The organism is Comamonas thiooxydans, assembly GCF_002157685.2.
In the GTDB taxonomy this organism is placed as follows: domain Bacteria; phylum Pseudomonadota; class Gammaproteobacteria; order Burkholderiales; family Burkholderiaceae_C; genus Comamonas; species Comamonas testosteroni_H.
Genome location: NZ_AP026738.1, coordinates 2,773,365 through 2,793,068 on the forward strand (window position 1 = coordinate 2,773,365; position 19,704 = coordinate 2,793,068).

Annotated in this window: 15 protein-coding genes; 8 read left to right on the forward strand and 7 right to left on the reverse strand. The window is 62.5% G+C overall.

From position 1 onward, the window contains the following. Nucleotides 1-289 precede the first annotated feature (289 nt). The 4 genes from CTR2_RS12730 (at nucleotide 290) to CTR2_RS12745 (ending at nucleotide 6,104) form a co-directional block, all read left to right on the forward strand. Nucleotides 290-892 (forward strand): isochorismatase family protein, encoded by a 603-nt coding sequence (locus CTR2_RS12730; RefSeq protein ID WP_004340903.1) that lies wholly within the window; start codon nucleotides 290-292, stop codon nucleotides 890-892. Between the two features lie 363 nt (nucleotides 893-1,255). After that, complete coding sequence (locus CTR2_RS12735; protein ID WP_087083608.1) at nucleotides 1,256-3,148, forward strand: propionate--CoA ligase; 1,893 nt, start codon at nucleotides 1,256-1,258, stop codon at nucleotides 3,146-3,148. Between the two features lie 244 nt (nucleotides 3,149-3,392). Then, entirely contained in the window at nucleotides 3,393-4,781 is a 1,389-nt protein-coding gene (locus CTR2_RS12740; RefSeq protein ID WP_087083604.1) for a phosphomannomutase/phosphoglucomutase, read from the forward strand. Between the two features lie 18 nt (nucleotides 4,782-4,799). Continuing rightward, a complete protein-coding gene (locus CTR2_RS12745) occupies nucleotides 4,800-6,104 on the forward strand; it encodes a 3-deoxy-D-manno-octulosonic acid transferase (RefSeq protein WP_087083602.1) in 1,305 nt (434 codons plus the stop codon). Between the two features lie 81 nt (nucleotides 6,105-6,185). Here the strand turns inward: CTR2_RS12745 and CTR2_RS12750 are convergent, their stop codons facing one another. The 5 genes from CTR2_RS12750 to CTR2_RS12770 all read right to left on the reverse strand — a co-directional run bounded on the left by CTR2_RS12750 (nucleotide 6,186) and on the right by CTR2_RS12770 (nucleotide 13,464). Further along, nucleotides 6,186-7,652, reverse strand: coding sequence for a TolC family outer membrane protein (locus CTR2_RS12750; protein ID WP_087083600.1), 1,467 nt, complete (start codon nucleotides 7,650-7,652; stop codon nucleotides 6,186-6,188). A gap of 72 nt (nucleotides 7,653-7,724) precedes the next feature. Beyond that, entirely contained in the window at nucleotides 7,725-8,072 is a 348-nt protein-coding gene (locus CTR2_RS12755) for a rhodanese-like domain-containing protein (protein ID WP_087083598.1), read from the reverse strand. 117 nt (nucleotides 8,073-8,189) lie between these two features. Next, entirely contained in the window at nucleotides 8,190-8,900 is a 711-nt protein-coding gene (locus CTR2_RS12760) for a protein-L-isoaspartate O-methyltransferase family protein (RefSeq protein WP_004340917.1), read from the reverse strand. A 22-nt stretch (nucleotides 8,901-8,922) separates the two neighbouring features. Next, nucleotides 8,923-12,177 (reverse strand): efflux RND transporter permease subunit, encoded by a 3,255-nt coding sequence (locus CTR2_RS12765; protein ID WP_087083596.1) that lies wholly within the window; start codon nucleotides 12,175-12,177, stop codon nucleotides 8,923-8,925. Beyond that, on the reverse strand, nucleotides 12,178-13,464 hold the full coding sequence (locus tag CTR2_RS12770; protein ID WP_087083594.1) for an efflux RND transporter periplasmic adaptor subunit: 1,287 nt from the start codon (nucleotides 13,462-13,464) through the stop codon (nucleotides 12,178-12,180). A 197-nt stretch (nucleotides 13,465-13,661) separates the two neighbouring features. On the opposite strand from CTR2_RS12770, the gene msrA reads away from it, so the two are divergent. From msrA to CTR2_RS12785, 3 genes are all read left to right on the forward strand, one after another. Then, complete coding sequence (msrA, locus tag CTR2_RS12775; protein WP_087083592.1) at nucleotides 13,662-14,198, forward strand: peptide-methionine (S)-S-oxide reductase MsrA; 537 nt, start codon at nucleotides 13,662-13,664, stop codon at nucleotides 14,196-14,198. 172 nt (nucleotides 14,199-14,370) lie between these two features. Continuing rightward, entirely contained in the window at nucleotides 14,371-14,796 is a 426-nt protein-coding gene (locus CTR2_RS12780) for a hypothetical protein (RefSeq protein ID WP_087083590.1), read from the forward strand. 159 nt (nucleotides 14,797-14,955) lie between these two features. Further along, complete coding sequence (locus tag CTR2_RS12785; RefSeq protein ID WP_087083588.1) at nucleotides 14,956-17,091, forward strand: TonB-dependent receptor domain-containing protein; 2,136 nt, start codon at nucleotides 14,956-14,958, stop codon at nucleotides 17,089-17,091. A gap of 60 nt (nucleotides 17,092-17,151) precedes the next feature. On the opposite strand, the gene CTR2_RS12790 is transcribed toward CTR2_RS12785, so the two are convergent. Both CTR2_RS12790 and pdxH read right to left on the reverse strand, forming a co-directional pair. After that, complete coding sequence (locus tag CTR2_RS12790; protein ID WP_087083586.1) at nucleotides 17,152-18,231, reverse strand: tyrosine-type recombinase/integrase; 1,080 nt, start codon at nucleotides 18,229-18,231, stop codon at nucleotides 17,152-17,154. 143 nt (nucleotides 18,232-18,374) lie between these two features. Further along, nucleotides 18,375-19,022, reverse strand: coding sequence for a pyridoxamine 5'-phosphate oxidase (gene pdxH / locus CTR2_RS12795; RefSeq protein ID WP_087083584.1), 648 nt, complete (start codon nucleotides 19,020-19,022; stop codon nucleotides 18,375-18,377). Between pdxH and CTR2_RS12800 the strand changes: the two genes are divergently transcribed. Beyond that, on the forward strand, nucleotides 19,021-19,689 hold the full coding sequence (locus CTR2_RS12800) for a nucleotidyltransferase family protein (protein ID WP_087083582.1): 669 nt from the start codon (nucleotides 19,021-19,023) through the stop codon (nucleotides 19,687-19,689). The genes pdxH and CTR2_RS12800 overlap by 2 nt on opposite strands. Nucleotides 19,690-19,704 lie beyond the last annotated feature (15 nt).

A 19,704-nucleotide genomic window follows, 5' to 3' on the forward strand; every position in this document is an offset into this window, starting at 1 on the left:
GAGCTGCGGGCATAAGCTTATTGCGTGAGCTGCTCTCAAATTTGCAGCGTATTGAAGTGCGTAATTTCCCTATTCTGGTGAATGCGGGTCGGGAATGCACCAATTCATGGTATTGACACGAAAAAGGCGTTGCATTGACGGACTTTCTGCCCCGGCATGCGCTTGCAGCGACAATAGCGCCATCGAATGCAGCCGATGAGACACGCTTCGTCAGCGCGCCGCGCGTCTGTCCTGCGCGAGCGCTGCGCTTTTTAGCAGCGGCTTGACACAGTTTTAAGAAAGATTTGCCATGTTGTTAGAAGCTTCCGAGTCGCAACTGGTTCTGGTGGACTACCAGGACAAGCTGATGCCCGTCATTCACGAAGGCGCGCAAGCGCTGGCCAATGCGGTCAAGCTGGCCAAGATGGCGCAGCTGCTGGATGTGCCTGTCTGGGGAACGGAGCAGAACCCCTCGCGCCTTGGCGCCAATAATGCGGAGCTGAAGGCTTTGTGCCAGAAGACGCTGGAGAAAATGTATTTCAGCGCCGTGCCGGAGGGGCTGGGGGAATGGCTGCGTCCTCCCGCCAAGCCGCAGGGCGGCAATGCGCGCAGCCTGCCCAAACATCTGCAAAAGCCCCAGCAGCAGGCGCCCGAGCGCAATATGGTGGTGATTGCCGGTTGCGAAACCCATGTCTGCCTGTTGCAGACGGCACTGGAGCTGCTGGAAGACGAGTTCGATGTGTGGGTGGTGACGGATGCCTGCGGTTCGCGCACCGAGCGTAACCGGGATGCGGCGTTTGACCGTCTGGCGGGCGCTGGCGCCGAACTGGTGACCACCGAGATGGTGATGTTCGAGTGGCTGCGCACCTGCGAAGACCCCGCCTTCAAGGAGATGCTGGCTCTGGTCAAGTAATTGCTGGCAGCCATTCAGGAAATAAGCGCCTTCCGGGCGCTTTTTCTTTGGGCTGTGCGTCGACCGTCACACTTTCGCCTGGTGGCACTCAGGCCTCAAGAGTTGCTGCCCGGCTTGGCACTCCGTCTCCATGGGGTGTCCACCGAGGAGTCAGGAGCGCTACGCATACACCGTGGCTGGGCGGACACGATATCCGAGAAGAGGGCTTCAAGGAGGACCCTGGAACTGAACGTGCTTGGGCCTGTGCCCTGACGCGGCGTTGGTGCGGTAGTCAAGTGCTGTCAGTTTTTGGCAAGCGCGTTATGAATAATTATGAATTCAGAAAACTCTCTGCAAAAGACGGAGAGTCAAGGAGACATATTCATGACCACGCGTTTCGAAGATTTTTATCAGCGTTCCATTGATGACCGCGACGGCTTCTGGGCGGAGCAGGCCGGCCTGATCGATTGGCAGCAGAAGCCGCAGCAGATCTGCGACTACAGCAACCCGCCGTTCGCCAAATGGTTTGTGGGCGGCACAACGAATCTTTGCCATAACGCCATTGACCGCCATGTGGCAGAGCGCGGCGATCAGAACGCGTTGATCGCCATTTCCACCGAAACGCAGACCGAGAAGGTCTACAGCTACCGCGAGCTGCATGCGGAGGTCAATCGCATGGCCGCCGTGCTGCAGTCGCTGGGTGTGCAAAAAGGCGACCGCGTGCAGATCTATATGCCCATGGTGGCCGAGGCTTGCTTTGCCATGCTGGCCTGCGTGCGTCTGGGCGCCATTCACTCCGTGGTGTTTGGCGGCTTTGCCTCGGGCGCACTGGCGTCGCGCATCGATGATGCCGAACCCAAGGTCATCATCAGCGCCGACGCGGGCTCGCGTGGCGGCCGTGTCGTGGCTTACAAGCCTTTGCTGGATGAAGCGCTCAGGCAATCCAGCCACCAGCCCGCTGCCGTGCTGATGGTCAACCGCGGACTGGCCGAAATGCCCATGAAGGCGGGCCGCGACCATGACTGGTCGGCCTTGCGTGCCCGGCACATGAATGCGCAGGTGGATTGCGTCTGGGTGGAGTCAACCCATCCCAGCTACACCCTCTACACCAGCGGCACCACGGGCAAGCCCAAGGGCGTGCAGCGTGATACGGGCGGCTATACCGTGGCACTGGCGGCCAGCATGCCGCATATCTTCGATGCCCAGGCGGGGCAGACCTTTTTCTGCACCAGCGACATAGGCTGGGTCGTGGGTCATAGCTACATCATCTATGCGCCGCTGATTGCGGGCATGGCTACGGTGATGTACGAGGGGTTGCCGGTCAACCCTGATGCAGGCATCTGGTGGAGCATTGTCGAGAAATACAAGGTCACGCACATGTTCTCGGCGCCGACCGCGATTCGCGTGCTCAAAAAGCATGATGCGGATTACCTCAAGCGCTACGACATCTCCAGCCTCAAGGCCCTGTGGCTGGCCGGCGAGCCGCTGGACGAGCCCACTGCGACCTGGATCAGCCAGGCCATCAACAAGCCCATCATCGACAACTACTGGCAGACCGAGACCGGCTGGCCCATCATGACGCTGTGCAACGGCGTGGAAAAGCAGGCCACGCGTTTTGGCAGTCCGGGTCGGGCGGTCTACGGCTACAACGTCAAGCTGATTGATGACGCCAGCGGCGAGGAGTTGACTCAGGCGAATCAGAAGGGCGTGCTGGCGATTGAAGGTCCGCTGCCGCCCGGTTGCATGCAGACGGTGTGGCGCGACGACAACCGCTTTGTCAACACTTATTGGAAGAGCATTCCGGGTCGGCTGATCTACAGCACCTTCGACTGGGGCATCCGCGATGAGGACGGCTACTACTTCATCCTCGGCCGTACCGACGACGTGATCAATGTGGCGGGCCATCGCCTGGGCACGCGCGAGATCGAGGAGAGCATCTCTGCCCATGCCCAGATTGCCGAAGTGGCCGTGGTCGGCGTTGCCGACAATCTCAAGGGCCAGGCTGCGCTGGCCTTTGCCGTGGTGCGCGATGCCGCCTTGGTGGCAGATGAGGTCTCCAGCAAGGCCCTCGAAGCCGATGTGATGAAGCTGGTCGATTCGCGTCTGGGTGCGGTTGCGCGTCCTTCTCGCGTGATTTTCGTCACGGCTCTGCCCAAGACGCGCAGTGGCAAGCTGCTGCGCCGGGCCCTGCAGGCCGTGGCCGAAGGTCGTGATCCCGGTGACCTGAGCACCATGGAGGATCCGGCGGCCCTGGCTCAGGTCCAGCAACGCTTGTAACTTCAGCAAGCCGTAGCCTGTGGTGATGGCTCTCAAAATCACCACAGTCCAAGCAAGGGCCACCCAGCAGCAAAGTCAGTCGTCCCCTCAGTGAAGGCGCGAAGCAGCTCGGGGGACATTTGAATACAAGGCCTGCGACCATCAAGGCGCAGGCCTTGCTGTTTGCAGCCTAAAATCGCCCGATCGCGCCGCGCAGTCCGCTGCCTGGCGCTATGGAATTGAAAAACTTCGAGAAAGAGCTGTCGTGCAAGTTGCATCCTCCATCTTCAAGGCTTATGACATTCGCGGCATCGTGCCGTCGACACTGACTGAAGAAGTCGCCCGCGGTATCGGCCGCGCATTCGGCATGGCAGCGCTGGTCGCCGGTGAAAAAACCGTGGCGGTGGGCCGTGATGGCCGTCTGTCGGGTCCCGCGCTGTCGGCTGCATTGATGCAGGGCCTGACCGAGGTGGGTGTGAACGTGATCGACATCGGTCTGGCCACCACGCCCATGCTGTACTTTGCCGCTGCCACCTTGTGCACCAGCGGTATTCAGGTCACTGGCAGCCACAACCCCAAGGATTACAACGGCTTCAAGATGGTGCTGGCAGGCCGCGCCATTTATGGTGAGGAAATCCAGGCCCTGCGCGTGCGCATGGAAACCGAGGACTGGACGATTACCGGTGCCGGACAGATCAGCCGGGCCGATGTGCTGGCCGATTACACCGCCCGCATCGTGGGCGATGTGAAGCTGGCGCGGCCCATGAAGATTGTGGTGGATTGCGGCAACGGCGTGGCCGGTGCATCGGCTCCCGCCATCTTCCGTCAGCTGGGCTGCGAGGTGATTGAGCTGTTCTCTGAAGTCGACGGCAACTTCCCCAATCATCATCCCGATCCCAGCAAGCCCGAGAACCTGCGCGATGTGATCCAGGCCCTGCAGACCAGCGATGCCGAGCTGGGTCTGGCCTTTGACGGTGACGGCGACCGCCTGGGCATTGTGACCAAGGACGGCCAGAACATCTTCCCCGACCGTCAGATGATGCTGTTCGCCAAGGATGTGCTCTCGCGCGTGCCCGGCGGCTCCATCGTGTTCGACGTCAAGTGCACCCAGCGTCTGGCCCCCGAGATCGAAGCTGCAGGCGGCAAGGCCGTGATGTACAAGACCGGCCATTCGCTGGTCAAGGCTCGCATGAAGGAGCTGGGTGCGCCGCTGGGAGGCGAGATGAGCGGCCATATCTTCTTCAAGGAGCGCTGGTACGGCTTTGACGATGGCACCTATGCCGGCTGCCGTCTGCTCGAAATCGTCAGCCGCGAAACCGACCCCAGCGCAGTGCTCAACGCATTGCCCACCAGCTTTTCCACGCCCGAACTCAATGTGGCCTGTGCCGAAGGCGAGCCTCATCGTCTGGCGGCCGAGTTGCAGGCGCTCGCTGCCACGGAGTTTGCCGAACCTGCCCGGGTCAGCACCATTGACGGCCTGCGCGTGGACTGGGCCGACGGCTTCGGCCTGATTCGCGCCAGCAACACCACGCCGGTGCTGGTGCTGCGCTTTGAAGGCCATACACAGCAAGCCTTGCAGCGCATAGAAGCGCAGATGCTGGCTCTGCTCAAGCGCGTCAAGCCTGACGCTCAGGTAGGCGCTTCCGCGCACTGACCGAAGCAGCGCTCAAGCATGGCCAAGCCGGCTCCCATGAGCTTTGCCCGTGCGCTGTTCAGTGCGCTGGCCTGGGCGGTGCAGCCGCTACTGCGGCGCAAGCTGCGTCGCAGAGCGCTGGCTGAGCCGGGTTACGGCGTGGCCGTGCCTGAACGCTTCGGCCATTACCAGCCTGCAGATCTGGGGCGCGACGGACGCGGCCGATGGGTGTGGATTCATTCGGTGTCGCTGGGCGAGACCCGAGCTGCCGCCATTCTGATCAAGGCCTTGCGCGAGCGCATGCCGGCTATGCGTCTGCTGCTGACGCACAGCACTGCGACCGGGCGAGAGGAGGGCGCAAAGCTGTTGCAGCCGGGCGATGTGCAGGTCTGGCTGCCCTGGGACTCCCTGGGCGCCACCAGGCGTTTTGTCGCGCAGTTCCAGCCTGCAGTGGGCGTGCTGATGGAAACCGAGATCTGGCCGAATCTGATTGCGGCTTGTGCCAACACGGGCATTCCTCTGGCCCTGGCCAATGCACGTCTCAACGAGAAATCCGAAGCCGGTGCTCTGAGAGTCAGGCCCCTGTCTCGCCCAGCATACGGCGCACTGGCTGCAGTCTGGGCGCAGACCGAGGCCGATGCCAAGCGCCTGCGCAATGTAGGCGCCCACGTGGATGCGGTGCTGGGCAATCTCAAATTCGATGTGCTGCCCGATGCCGCCCAGATCGCCCGGGCCGTGCAATGGCGTGCAGCGTTGGCGCGCCCCGTGCTGCTGTTTGCCAGCAGCCGCGAGGGCGAGGAAGCGATGTTCATCGATGCGCTCAAGACCCTGGGCGATGCTGCAGCGGCGGTGCAATGGCTGGTCGTTCCGCGTCATCCTCAGCGTTTTGACGAGGTGGAGAACTTGCTGGGTAAAGCGGGCTTTGCTGTTTCGCGGCGCAGCCAGTGGGAGCAGATGCCTCCCGTGCAGTCCGGCGCGATCTGGCTTGGCGATTCGCTGGGCGAGATGCCCCTGTATTACGGCCTGGCAGCGGCAGCCCTGATGGGGGGGAGCTTTGCGCCGCTGGGCGGGCAGAACCTGATCGAGGCGCTGGCCTGTGATTGTCCCGTGATACTGGGGCCGCATACCTTCAATTTCAGCCAGGCCTCCGAGCAGGCGCTGCAAGCCGGCGCAGCCCTGGGCGTGCAGGATATGGGAGCAGGCTTGGGCCAGGCTCTGGACCTGGTGGCCAGACCGGATCGTCTGCAGGCTGCCGTACAAAGCTGCCGGCAGATGGTACAGGGCAATCGCGGTGCGGCCGCGGCCACGGCCGAGGCGATCCAAGTGTTGATGAATGCTCCTTGATCAGGAGCGTATAGTGCACTGTGAATAAGGGTTTGAGGTCGATATGACGTTAAACCCTGAAAGCCTGCTTCTCAACCGGTCTTAACGTTTGAACGTTCTGGCTGCGGGCTTTGCGGCAGCCATGCTGCTTGTGACGGCTGGCCTGGCTGCGGCAGCAGGGGCAATGCTGGGTGTGCGTGTCAGTGCGTCGATCATGCGCAGATCATCGTCGCTGAGCACTCCCGTGGCCTGACGCAGCTTGAGCTGCCCAAGCAGCACCTGATAGCGCGCATTGGCCAGGTCGCGCTCGGTCTGGTAGACCTGACTCTGGGCATTGAGCACATCGATATTGATACGCACCCCGACCTCATAACCCATTTTGTTGGCTTCCAGCGCACTCTGGCTGGAGGCGAGAGCCGCTTCAAGCGCCTTGACCTGAGCCTGGCCGGACTGCACGCCCAGGAAGGCGGTACGCGTGGCCTGCTCCACGTTGCGGCGGGCATCGTCGAGCTGGGCGCGGGCTTTTTCCTCCAGCGCCACGGTTTCCCGGATGCGGTTCTGCACCGCAAAACCCGCAAACAGCGGCATGTTCATGACCACGCCGATCTGGGCAGCGTTGGTGCGATAGCTGAGCGGAATGGATGGAGTCATGGAGCCGTTGGGATAACGGTTGACCACATAACCGGCCTGCAGGTCTACGGTGGGCTTGTGGCCGGCCTCGGCCTTCTGCGTGTCCAGCCTGGCGATGTCCAGGGCCAGCTGAGCCTGGCGTAACTGGGGCTGGGCGGCCAGGGCCTTGTCCACCCAGTCTTGCATATTGTCGGGCTCCACCCTGGGTAGGGTCAGCGGCGCAGCCAGCGGCGTGGGCTGAATGCCGACGCGGCCCACGAGCTGATCCAGGGCCACGCGTTTGACCTGCAGGTCATTTTGTGCAGCGATTTCCTGGGCCGTGACCAGATCGAAGCGGGACTGGGCTTCGCGAGAATCGGTGATGGTGGCCGTGCCGACTTCGAAATTGCGCTTGGCCATTTCGAGCTGGGTGCTGATGGCCTGCTTTTGCGACTGGGCCACCTGCACGCTGTCCTGGGCCGCCAGCACATCGAAATAAGCCTGGGCCACACGCACGATCAGGTTCTGTGCAGCTGCATCCAGCTGAGCCTGGGCCACATCCACGCCGCGCTGCCCCTGCTCGTAGGCAATTTTGTTGGCAGGACGGTACAGCGGCTGCTGGGCGCTGAGCTGCACGTTCTGCTGTGTGTTGTTGAAGCTGCTGGCCATGCCGGGTATGGGCACGGAGGTATGGATGTCCACATGGGTGCGGTTGGCACCCGCCGACAGACCCACGTTGGGCAGCAGCCCGGACAGGGCCTGATCGGCACGGCTGGCAGCCGCTCTCGCATCGGCTTGCTGGGCCTGCCATGAAGCGTCATAGCCGCGGGCCTGGGCCACCAGCTCTGACAAGGTCTGCGCCTGTGTCTGAGCGCCGGCCCATGCCAGCAAAACTCCCAAGGAAATGGCACGCAGAGCGTGGGCGGAGGGGGCTTGCAGGGGCCTGGGCAGCTTGGTCATAGATGTCAGGTTTGGGCGGTCTCGATCACAACGGGGAACTCAACAGGCAGGAGGCGGGGATGCCGGACGGTCTCAATAACGGGGCACGCTGGGATCGGCGCTGAGCGACCAGGCGTCAATGCCGCCGGTGACGTTGCTGACGTCCTCAAAGCCGTTGTTGACCAGAAATGCGGCCACGCTCATGCTGCGTGCGCCATGGTGGCACAGGCAGGCGATGGGGTGGTCGGGGTCCAGCTCCTGCAGGCGGCCGGGGATGTCGTGCATGGGAATGCAGCGCAGCTCGAAGCCTTCGCCGGGCTGGATGCTGGCCAGGGTGACTTCCCAGGGTTCGCGCACATCCAGCACCACGGGCCTGACGCCATTCGCGGCATGAGAAGCCAGCCATTGCTGGAACTGGGCGGGCAAGACCTGGGTCAACATAAAAACTCCTGGCGGCTGGCCGACGAATCTGCGGGCCAGCCCTGACACTGAAAGACAGGCCCTGATCGCTGCACCGCCGAGTCGCAGCGCAGAAAGCAGGGCGAACGCAGCAAGCGTTTAGAACGAGAAGCGCGAAGGCTCTTCAAAACCCACGAGGCGGGTGGCAGCGGTATCCCAGGGTTGCTGGACTTCGAAATTGTTGCCGTTCTTGGTCACCAGCGTGAAGCGCATCACGGGCATGTGACCGACGATGGCGGCAATGCGGCCGCCTTCGTTGAGCTGGGCATACAGCGCGTCGGGAACCTGGGCCACCGAGCCGCTGAGCACGATCACGTCAAACGCGCCCTGAGCCAGGGAAGCGGTGGCACCGTTGGCCAGTTTGACTTCGACATTCTTGACGCCGGCGCTGAGCAGATTCTCACGGGCCATTTCGGCCAGTTCGGGGTCGATCTCCAGTGTCACGACTTCCTTGGCCTGGGCAGCCAGCAGGGCTGCCATATAGCCGGAGCCGGTGCCGATTTCGAGCACGCGGTCGGTGGGCTTGATCTTCACGTCTTGCAGCATGCGCGCTTCGATCTTGGGGGCCAGCATGTGCCAGCCTTTGGCGGCGGCTTCTTCGGCAGTGCCCTTCAGGGGGACTTCAATGTCCATATAGGCCATGTTCGCGTATTCGGGCGACACATAGTCTTCACGGTGGACCTTGCCCATCAGCTCCAGCACGGACTCGTCCAGCACGTTCCAGGGACGGATTTGCTGTTCGATCATGTTGAAACGAGCCTGCGCGTGCACATCGCGCGGGTCCACTTGGGCATTCATTGGCAGGGCCATGGTATCTCCGGGGAAAGACTTATCAGGACAAACCATCGATTCTACGAGCCTCGGAGGCTTCGTGCGGCGGCTCATCGCTTTTTGAGGGCACGCCGGACCATTTACGGCGCATCCAATTGGCAAAATCATCAAGATAGCAGTACACCACGGGCACCACGACCAGGGTCAGCAGCGAGGAAGTGATGACGCCGCCGATCACCGCCTGGCCCATGGGGGCGCGTTGCTCGGAGCCCTCGGTGACCGCAAAGGCCAGCGGCACCATGCCGAAGATCATGGCCAGCGTGGTCATCAGGATCGGGCGCAGGCGCACGCGGGCGGCCAGCAGCAGCGCTTCGTTGCGCGGCAGGCCCGGAGCGGTCTGGCCGCTGGCCTCGTCGGTGCGGGGTTCGCGGGCGCGGATGGCAAAGTCCACCAGCAAAATGGCATTCTTGGTCACCAGACCCATGAGCATGACCACGCCGATGATGGAGAACATGGACAGGGCCGAGCCGAACATCATCAGGGCCAGCACCACGCCTATCAGTGTCAGGGGCAGCGAGGTCATGAGCGCCAGGGGCTGGAGAAAGCTCTTGAACTGGCTGGCCAGAATCATGTAGATGAAGATGATCGCCAGCATCAGCGCGGAAATAGCGTAGCCAAAGGATTCGGCCATGTTCTTGGCCGCGCCGCTGAACTGGTAACTGTAGCCGGGCGGCATGGGAATGGTGGCCAGCGCCTGCTTGATATCGGCCGTGACCTCGCCCGTGCTGCGCAGATAGACATTGGCGTTGATGGCGACCTCGCGGTTGAGATTGCGGCGGTTGATCTGGCTGGGGCCGGTGCTGTCCACCACGCTGGCAACCTGGTTGAGGCGCACGATGCGCATGCCGCCATCTCCGGTCGCCAGTGCAAACGGCAGGCGCTCCAGGTCCTGGGGCGTGGTGCGGGCCTCGGGCTCGAGTCGCACGTTCACGTCATAGGTCTGGTCGTCGCTGGCCCGCCAGTTGCCCACGGTCTGGCCGGCCACCCAGGTGCGCAGTGCGCCGGCCATATTGCCTATCGACAGGCCCAGATCGGCCGCGGCATCGCGATGGACCTCGATATTGACCATGGGCTTGTTGGGCTTGAGGCTGGAGTCCAGATCGACCAGGCCCGGAATATCGGCTATGCGCTCCTGCACGATCTGGCTCAGGCGGGCCAGCTCGTCCAGGTCCGGGCCCATGAGCGAGAACTCGACCTGCTTTTGCCCGCCCACAGCCTCGCGCAGACCCACATGGGTGAGCTTGATGCCTGCAATCGCCTGCAGCCTGGGGCGCAGATAGGCCGAAATCTCGTCCACATTGCGGCTGCGCTGGTGGCGGTCAACCAGGCGCACATAGATGTTGGCGTAGTTCTTGCCGTTGGCAACGCCGGTGTTGATGGTGGTCAGCGTGTAGCGCACCTCGGGCAAGGCGCGCAATACGTCCGTCACCTGTCTGGCCTTGGCTTCGGTGGCTTCGATCGAGGAGCCTTCGGGGGTGTTGAAGCTGATCGAAGTTTCCGAAAAGTCCGCCTTGGGCACAAACTCGGTGCCAAGCAAGGGTACAAGAGCGATGCTTGCTATGAAAATAATGAATGCCAGCGCCAGGGTGAGCAGCTTGTGGGCCAGCGACCAGCGCAGTATGCCCTGGTAGAAGTCCGAGAGCCGGTCGCTCATGCGCTCCACCCAGGCCGTCACGCGTCCCAGCGTGCGGTCGTACAGGCTTTTGCGGCCATGCTCTCCATGGGCGTGAATCGCCGGGTCATGCCAGACGCTGGAAAGCATGGGGTCCAGCGTGAAGCTGACAAACATGGAGATCAGCACGGCTGCCACGATGGTGATACCGAACTCATGGAAGAACTGCCCGATGATGCCCCCCATAAAGCCTATGGGCAGAAATACGGCGACGATGGAAAGCGTGGTGGCTAGCACGGCCAGCCCGATCTCCTGCGTGCCTTCCATGGCTGCCTGATAGGCGTTCTTGCCCATCTGCACATGGCGCACGATGTTCTCGCGCACCACGATGGCATCGTCGATCAGCAGACCCACGCACAGCGAGAGCGCCATCAGCGTGACCATATTGATGGAAAAGCCGAACCAGTACATGAAGAGGAAAGTGCCGATCAGCGCGATGGGCAGTGTCAGCCCCGTGATCACCGTGGAGCGCCAGGAGTTCAGGAACAGAAACACGATGAGCACCGTGAGCAAGGCACCCTCGATCAGTGTCTGGCGCACGTTGTCCACGCCCACGCGGATGGCGCGTGAGTTGTCGGCGATTGCCTGCAGGCGCACGCCAGGCGGCAGCTCGGGGGCGATGGCCTTGATCGCTGCATTCAGGCCGTCGACCACCTCGATGGTGTTCTCGTCCTGGGCTTTTTGAACGGACATCAGCAGCGTACGGCTGCCGTTGTACAGCGCCAGGGTCTGCAGCTCCTGCGCATCGTCCTGCACGCGGGCCAACTGGCCGACGCGGATCGGGGCGCCGTTGCGGTGGGCCACGATGATGCGGGCAAATTCCTCGGGGCGCTGAATGCGGGCATCGATCTGCACCACGCGTTCCTGGGCCTTGGAGCGGATCGCCCCCACTGGCAGATCCTGGTTCTCGGCACGCACCGCCTGGGCAACCTGCTCGGGGGTGATGGAGTAGGCCTCAAGCGCCTGCGGGTCCAGATAGACATTGATCTCGCGCTTGGTGGCTCCCACCATGTTCACTGCGCCCACGCCGCGCACGTTCTCCAGCCGCTTTTTCAGCACCTGGTCGGCCCAGCTGGTCAGTGCAATCGCATCGGGCGGCGTCACGCTCTTGCCATCGGGGGCGGTCTCGCCGTGCAGGGCATGGGGGTCTGGCAGCACGGCCAGCGACCAGACAGCCGTGCTGGCCGGGTCGAAACGGATGACGCGCGGCTCCTTGACCTCGTCACGCAGAGTGGGGCGCACCGAGGCGACCTTCTCGCGCACATCGTCGGCAGCGCGGCGGCCGTCTATATGCAGCTGGAACTCGATGATGACGACGCTGGTGCCTTCGTAGCTGCGTGAGGTCAGGGCATTGATGCCGGCGACCGAGTTGACGGCTTCCTCTATCTTCTTGGTGACCTCGCTCTCGACGATCTCGGGTGAGGCGCCTGGATACTCGACCGTGACCACCACCACGGGAAACTCGATGTTCGGGAACTGGTCGACCTTGAGCCGCTGGTAGGAAAAAACGCCCAGCACCACAAAGGCCAGCATGAGCATGGTGGCCAGCACCGGGTTCTTGAGGCTGATGCGCGTGAACCACATTTATGGGCTCCCGGGACGATCTGCATCCGCTGCCTTGGCGCCGGGGGCAGCAGCCGGAGCCGGGCTCGACGCTTCAACCAGCGTGCCTTCGCGCAGACCGCCGGTGCTGCCGGCCAGTATCCGGTCGCCCGCATTCAGGCCCTTGAGGATCTGCACCCAGGTTGCGCCTTCATGGGCGGACTGGCGCCCCAGTTCCACGGTCTTGTGGATTACTCGAAGCTCTGTGCGGCCGGCCATCTCCTGGGCCGGCTCCGGTGCGGCTGCGACCACGGCCGGCTTGCCGGCTTGCAGCACTTGCACATAGGGCTGGGGCTTGTCGGTGCGCACGGCGGCCAGAGGCACGGCCAGCTGGCTGTCCATGCCGGTCAGTATGCTGCCTTGCAGGAACAGGCCGGGGCGCAAATGGGGTGGGCGCTGGCTGCTATTGTTTTTGGCGACCTCGTCCTCTTGTACCGCCAGATAGGCCGCCACGGTGCGCGAGCCGGTCTGGGCGCTGGGATTGATGCGTACCACCTTGGCGCTGATGGCCTGCATGTCCAGGGGGGCACCTGGCACTTGCAGCTCGGCCATCTGGCCGACCTGGACCTGTACCGAATCTGCGGGAGCGAGCTGGGCCATTATTTCCAGCTTGGCTGGATCGACGACTTCGACAATGCGCGCTTCCACACCGACGCGCTCGCCGTTCTGGACAAAGCGCTGGGCGATCTGACCGCTCATGGGGCTGTTGATGACGGCATCCGTGACGGCCTTGCGGGCCGCATCGGCGGCGGCCTGGGCGGCGGCCAGATTGGCACGGGCCGAATCCAGATTGGCCTGGGAGATCAGCAGCGCCGTGGTGGAGATAAAGCCTTTTTGCACCAGGGCCGCATTGTTGTCCTGGTTGCGCTGGGCAATCGCCAGCTGGGCTCTGGAAGCATCGGCCTGCTGCTGCGTCTGGCGCCAGCGTGCCTCGGCCTCCGTAGCATCAACGCGCGCCAACTGCTGGCCCTTGCGAACGCTATCGCCTTCGCGCACGGTCAGGCCGCGCAGTTCGCCCGCGACATAGGCCTTGACCACGGCCGAGTTCACCGCCTGAACCACTCCGTTGAGCGGAACGCTCAAAGCAAGCTGAAGGGGCTGGACCGTCAGAACCTCCTGGGCAGCCAGTTGTATGGGCAGTTCCTGCGGAACCGCAGCATGGTTCGCTGCCTGTTTTTTATGCTGCAGATTGACGACTGCGCGCCAGCCTATGACAACCAGCAAGCCGATCAGGGCCAGACTCAAGGCCCAGCGGCCGGAACGCTTCATGGTGTGTATCCCTCTGATGCAGGTTTTTCTGTTCTATGCGCCACATGGTAGGTGCGTCGGACACGGCTTGTATTGCAAAGCAGCAAGCAGTGTAGTGGGCGCCCTGCAGCATAGCGGGGCCGCAATCGCTGTCATTGGTGAAAATGGGTAGTTGATTTGAGCTACGCTTGACGCGTCTTAAAAACAAGGAGCCGGTGATGGCAGCGGAAACCATTTATCTGGGCGGAGGTTGCTTCTGGTGCACCGAAGCCGTCTTCGACCGTGTGCGCGGCATTGTCGATGTGGAGAGCGGCTATGCCAATGGTCACCTGGATCATCCCAGCTACGACGATATCTGTACCGGACAGACCGGCCATGCCGAAGTGGTGAAACTTGACTTCGACCCCGCGGTCATCAGCCTGCGCGATGTGCTGCTGATCTTCTTCGGCACCCATGATCCGACCACGCTGAACCGCCAGGGCAACGACGTGGGCACGCAGTACCGCAGCGCAATCTTCACCACCCATGCGCAGCAAACGGCCGAGGCACAGGCATTGCTGCAGGAAATGCAGAACGAAAAAGCATTTGATGCGCCCGTGGTCACCCAGATCGAGCCCCTGACCAACTACTGGCCTGCCGAAGACTACCACCAAGACTATTTTCTGCAGCACCCCGGCCAGGGGTACTGCGCTTTCGTGGTGGGCCCCAAGGTGCAGAAATTTCAGAAAGCGTTCTCACGCTGGCTCAAGGATTAAGCCTGTCTTTCAGCGTATGGCCTGGAGTGCAGATACACTCTGCAACCCTTGGCCAATTTCGCACCGTCCGAAGCCGATCTAGCTCCATAACGTGTCACTTCACTCCCATCTGCGCCGACCCAGCCGATCAGCACCTGCTGACGGTCGCCTGTGCCTGCGCGAAATCTGGGTGATGCGCTGGCTGATGGGCCTGCTGGCCCTGGCCATGGTGCTGGGGCCGACGCTGGGCCAGATGCACCGTGCCGTTCATCTGGGCAGCGCGCCTGGGGGCAAGATCTATGCGGTGCACAGCCATGCGGCACCCGCGCTATCGGCAGCCTCTGCCGAAGTGGTGGGAAATTGCCCGGCCGACAGCAGCAGCTGCGCCTCGGACCTGTCCTGGGTGCATGCACTGTTTGCCGGTCATGGACCGGCAGAATGCCAGTTGCTGGACCAGGCCAATCATGGCTATGCAGGGCCTGTGGCCGTGCTCGCTTTCAGTGCGCCGCCACCCGACAGTTTCATCCCCCGGCCTTTTGCTCCCGCGCCCAGAGCCGTCTTTATTGCAGCACCGCTGGCTGCACGCGCACCCCCTCTGTCTCTCAGCTCCCTGGTCTAGGTAGGAGCCATGCTGCGGCATGGCTTGCTGCCCAGGCCAGAACTTCATAATTGATAGCTATAAGCGCTTTATATATAAGCGATTCAGGCTGTTTTTATTGAATATCCGTGCGTACTTTCTTTGATCGTCTGCGTGCGCACGGTTGTTTGTGGAACTGAGATGTCTCAACGTTTTTCGAATTCTTCCGCCCATTCCTTGCGCCGCTCCCCCAAGTCGGCTCTGGCCCGCGCCATCGAGGCGCTGCAGCCGGCAAGGCGCGGACTGGCCCTGGGCACAGGCCTGGGCCTGCTGGCCTGCTCCCCTCTGGCCTTTGCGCAGTCGGATGCTGCCAAGCAGGAGTCCAGCCTGGCTGAGGTGACGGTGTCGGCGACCGGCATGGCCGCCGGCGATATGGCCACGCCCGTCCAGGTGCTCGGCGAAGAGGAACTGCGCCTGCGCCGCGCTGCAACCCTGGGCGAGACCCTGGCGGCCGAGCCCGGCATCAATGCCAGCCATTTCGGCGCGGGAGCCAGCCGGCCGGTGATTCGCGGCATGGATGGTGCGCGAGTCTCCGTGCTCAGCGATGGCTCGGAGCTGCTCGACGCCTCGACCGTCAGCCCCGACCATGCGGTGACCACCGAGCCTTTGCTGGCCAGGCAGATCGAAGTGCTGCGTGGCCCTTCGGCCTTGCTTTACAGCCCCGGCGCCATGGGAGGCGTGGTAAATGTGCTGGATGGCAAGATTCCGACCCAGGCGCCCGAGAAGGGCCTGGAAGGTTCGGCCGAGGTGCAGGCCGGCACGGCTGCAGGCATGTCTGCAGGCGCGTTCTCCCTGACCACGGCCACACCGCTGAAGAACGATAACGGCCAGCTGGTGCTGCATGCCGAAGGCGTGGCGCGCAACGCGGGAGACTATCGCGTGGGCAGCGGCTGGGGCCAGAGCAAGGTTCCGGGCAGCTTCAGCCGCGGCAACACGGGCAGCGTGGGTCTGTCCTGGGTGGGCAATCAGGGTTATCTGGGTCTGGCCTACACGCGGCAGCAGGCCAAGTACGGCTTGCCCGGCCATCAGCACAGCTTCGAAGGCTGCCACGCACATGGCGATCACCTGCATTGCGGCTCCCACGACGGGCATGACCACGACCATGATCACGAGGAAAGCGGCAGTGTGCCTGTGGTCGACCTGACCAGTGAGCGCTGGGATCTGCGTGGTGAATGGCGCAAGCCCACCGCCGGTATTGCCGCGCTGCGTCTGCGCGGCGGCCTGACCAATTACCGTCACGACGAGATCGAGGACGGCAGCGTGGCCACCCAGTTCAGAAACAAGGCCCATGACCTGCGCCTGGAAATGGAGCATGAGCCCATCGCCGGCTGGCGTGGCACGCTGGGTCTGCAGACCCTCAAGCGCCGCTTCAGCGCCACGGGCGAAGAGGCTTATGTGCAGCCCACGGATACCCAGCGCCACAGCCTCTATCTGCTGGAGGAATACCGCTGGCAGGATTGGAGTTTTCAGGGGGCCTTGCGCCACGACCGCCAGCGCGTGGAAGCCGAGCTGAGCAACGAACGTCGCAGCCACAGCGCCACTTCGGCGTCGCTGGGCACGGTCTGGAAGTTCCAGCCCGGCTACAGCGCATCGGCCTCGTTCACCAGCGGCAGCCGCATGCCCACGGCCGAAGAGTTGTTTGCCAACGGCCTGCACATGGCCACGGCAACCTACGAGATCGGCAATCCCAATCTGTCTCGCGAGCGCTCGCAGGCGCTGGACCTGGGCCTGGCCAAGACGGCCGGTGATACGACCTGGAAGCTCAACGCATATCACTACCGCATCAAAGGCTATATCTACGGTGCCACGCTGGATGCCCACGAAGGGCTGCAGCTGCTGCAATACACCCAGGGCAATGCGCGCTTTACAGGCTGGGAGGCTCAGCTGAGCCAGCGGCTGAGCCGCGAGTTGAGCCTGAGTGTGTTTGGCGACGGCGTGCGTGCGCGTCTGGAAGACGGCTCTGCGCTGCCCCGCATTCCGGCTTTGCGTGCCGGCTTGCGTGTGAATGCACGTCTGGCTGGCTGGGACACCATGGCTGAATGGACCCAGGTGCTGCGCCAGAACCGCACGGCCCAGTACGAAACCCAGACGCCGGGCTACGGCATGCTGAACCTGGGCGCCAGCTACCTCTGGAAGAGTGGTGGCAACCAGTGGCAGTTCTATGTCAAGGGCCAGAATCTCACCAACCGTCTGGCCTACGCTGCAACCTCGTTCATCAAGAGTGCAGCCCCGTTGACGGGTCGCAATCTGGTGGTCGGTCTGAGAATGGACTTCTGAAGCAGCTCTTTGTGAGCTAAATGGCATCCAGCCCAGGTTTGCTCTGGGCTGGAGCCATGGCTATAGATAGTGCTGCAGATGGCGCAGGGAACGAGTGCTGTCCACGCCTATCCTGGCAATCACTTCCGATTCGGGCACGCCGGCACGCAGCCATTGCACGATGGCCGTGTTGCGCAAGACCTGCGGCCCCACGCGCTGCAGCGGAAATTTCTGGCTGTTCTCGGGCTGGGCCTGATGGGCGCGCTGAATGATCTGCGAGGCCACATGGAACAGCATGCGTACCGACAATTCGCCGCCACGGCGCGAATAGAAGACGATATGGTTGCCGTCAATCACAGACGGCCCGCGCTGTGCGGCGCTGAATCTTCTCCAGCTTTGTAAGGCCTGGGCCACGGAGTCGGGCAGCTCAAGCAGCCGTTGCTGAGCATTTCTGCCGCCTTCTATCTTCAGGTAGCGGGGCAGGGGCGACTCGCCATTCGCAATGCTTTCCGAGCACCCAACCCAGACCTGATCGGCGCTTGAATGCAGATTCTTCCAAAGCAGACAGCGCACTTCCTCTGGGGCCAGAGCCATCTCGTAGAGCAACAGCACAATGGCGCGGTCGCGTGCGTCCTGGTAGCCGTCTGCGCTGGGAAAATGCCTTGGCAGCGATTGCCAGAGCAGGGGGGGCAGGCAATGGCCTTTGCCGTCTTCGGAGGGCGGGCGTTCGGCCGGCTCAAGACCGGTTGCGGGGTTGGAGCCGATCCAGCCATGCTCCATCGCATGGTCATAGATGCGCTCCAGCAGCCGCCAGTAGCGGCGGCGGGTGACCGGACTGATCTTGCGTTCGGGGTGGTGGTGCGCCCGTTGTCCGTCGCGTATCTGCAGGAAGCTCTGCACATCCAACTCGGTTGCCTGATACCAGGACTTTGAAGAACGCGGCCTGCGGGCAGGGCGCTCCTTGCCTGCAATAGCAGCCTGTCCGGACAGATGCATCAACCAGGCCTGCCAGACCTTTTCATAGTTGCCGTCTGGAGAGGTGTCCAGCGCATCCCAGCTCTTGCTGCCCTCATGCTCGAGCCAGTCGCGAAACAGCTGGTTTCCAGTTGGCAGTGCGGATGGATCTGGAGACTGCTGATCCGGATTGTTTTTGTCTTGCATATGGCAATATTAATGTAACTTACATGAATTATCTATCACCACCGACATAAATTCATTCACTTAACCACAAGCCAAAAGTGATCAGCGAAGAGGGCGCTTTCCGTCGCTGCGCCCTCCCATTTCAATGACGGATCCATCAAAACTCAGGGAGCCAGTCGTTCACGAATCCAGTGCTGGCCTTCCTGGCGGTAGCTCAGGCGGTCATGAAGCCGGCTCTTGCGTCCCTGCCAGAATTCCCAGCGCTCGGGCACCAGACGAAAACCGCCCCAGTGGGGAGGCCGGGGAGGATTGAGCAAAAACTGCGCGCTGTATTTGGCGGCATTGGTCACCAGCACGCCGCGGCCACTGATGACCTGGCTTTGTGGACTGGCCCAGGCACCAATCCTGGAGTCCAGCGGGCGGCTGGCAAAGTAGGCATCGCTTTCCTCGGCGCTGACTTTTTCCACACGGCCTTCGATGCGCACCACACGCTCCAGCTCTACCCAGTGAAATTGCAAGGCAGCAAATGGATTGCCCGCCAGTTGCTGGCCCTTTCGGCTGTCGTAATTGGTGTACCAGACAATGCCACGCTCGTCATAGCCTTTGATCAGCACGATGCGCGTGCTGGGTCGCAGGTCGCCGCTCACGGTCGCCACAGTCATGGCATTAGGCTCGGGTACCTGGGCTCTCACGGCTTCCTGCAGCCATTGGTCGAACTGCTGCAGGGGATTCTGGTTGGAAGCGGATTCGCTCAGCTCTGCGCGTTCATAGCTTTTGCGCAGATCGGCAATGGATGAAGATAGGCTGCTCATGTTCACATTGTGCCGCGCAGCCAAAGCCGGCGTTATGCTCGGCAGCAATATGAATCAAGAAGTTTTGCCCGCTCCCATGGTTGATCCGGACCGGCCTTGTGTGCTGGTTCTCGCTGCGGGCAGGGGAGAGCGATTTCTCGCATCGGGCGGCTCCAGCCACAAGCTCCAGGCCATGCTGGGCCCGCAAACCGTTCTGCAAACTACTCTGGAGGCAGTGCAGGCCTCCGGCCTTCCCTGGCATCTGGAGTGCGGACCTCATCCCGGCATGGGCGACAGCATTGCTGCGGCCGTCAAGGCCACAGCCGGCGCCAATGGCTGGCTGATCCTGCCAGCAGATTTGCCTTTGGTTCAGGCTGCCACGCTACACGAGTTGGCCTGGCAGCTAACGCGGCTGGATAGCTGTGAGCTGCATGTGATTCAACCCTTCTACCAGGGACGGAAGGGTCATCCCGTGGCTTTCAGCCGAGCAGCAGCTCAGGCACTCGCCCTGTTGAGCGGCGATCAGGGCGCGGCCTCCATCGTGCGCAATGCGGCGGAGAATCAGCGTCTGCAATGCTGGGACTGCGATGACATAGGCTGCGTGCTCGATGTGGACACCGTGCAGGCCTTGGAGGAAGCGCGCAGGATCTGGCATGACCGCAATTCACGGTCGTCAAAAAGCCCCTGAAGGAGGAGCTAGGAC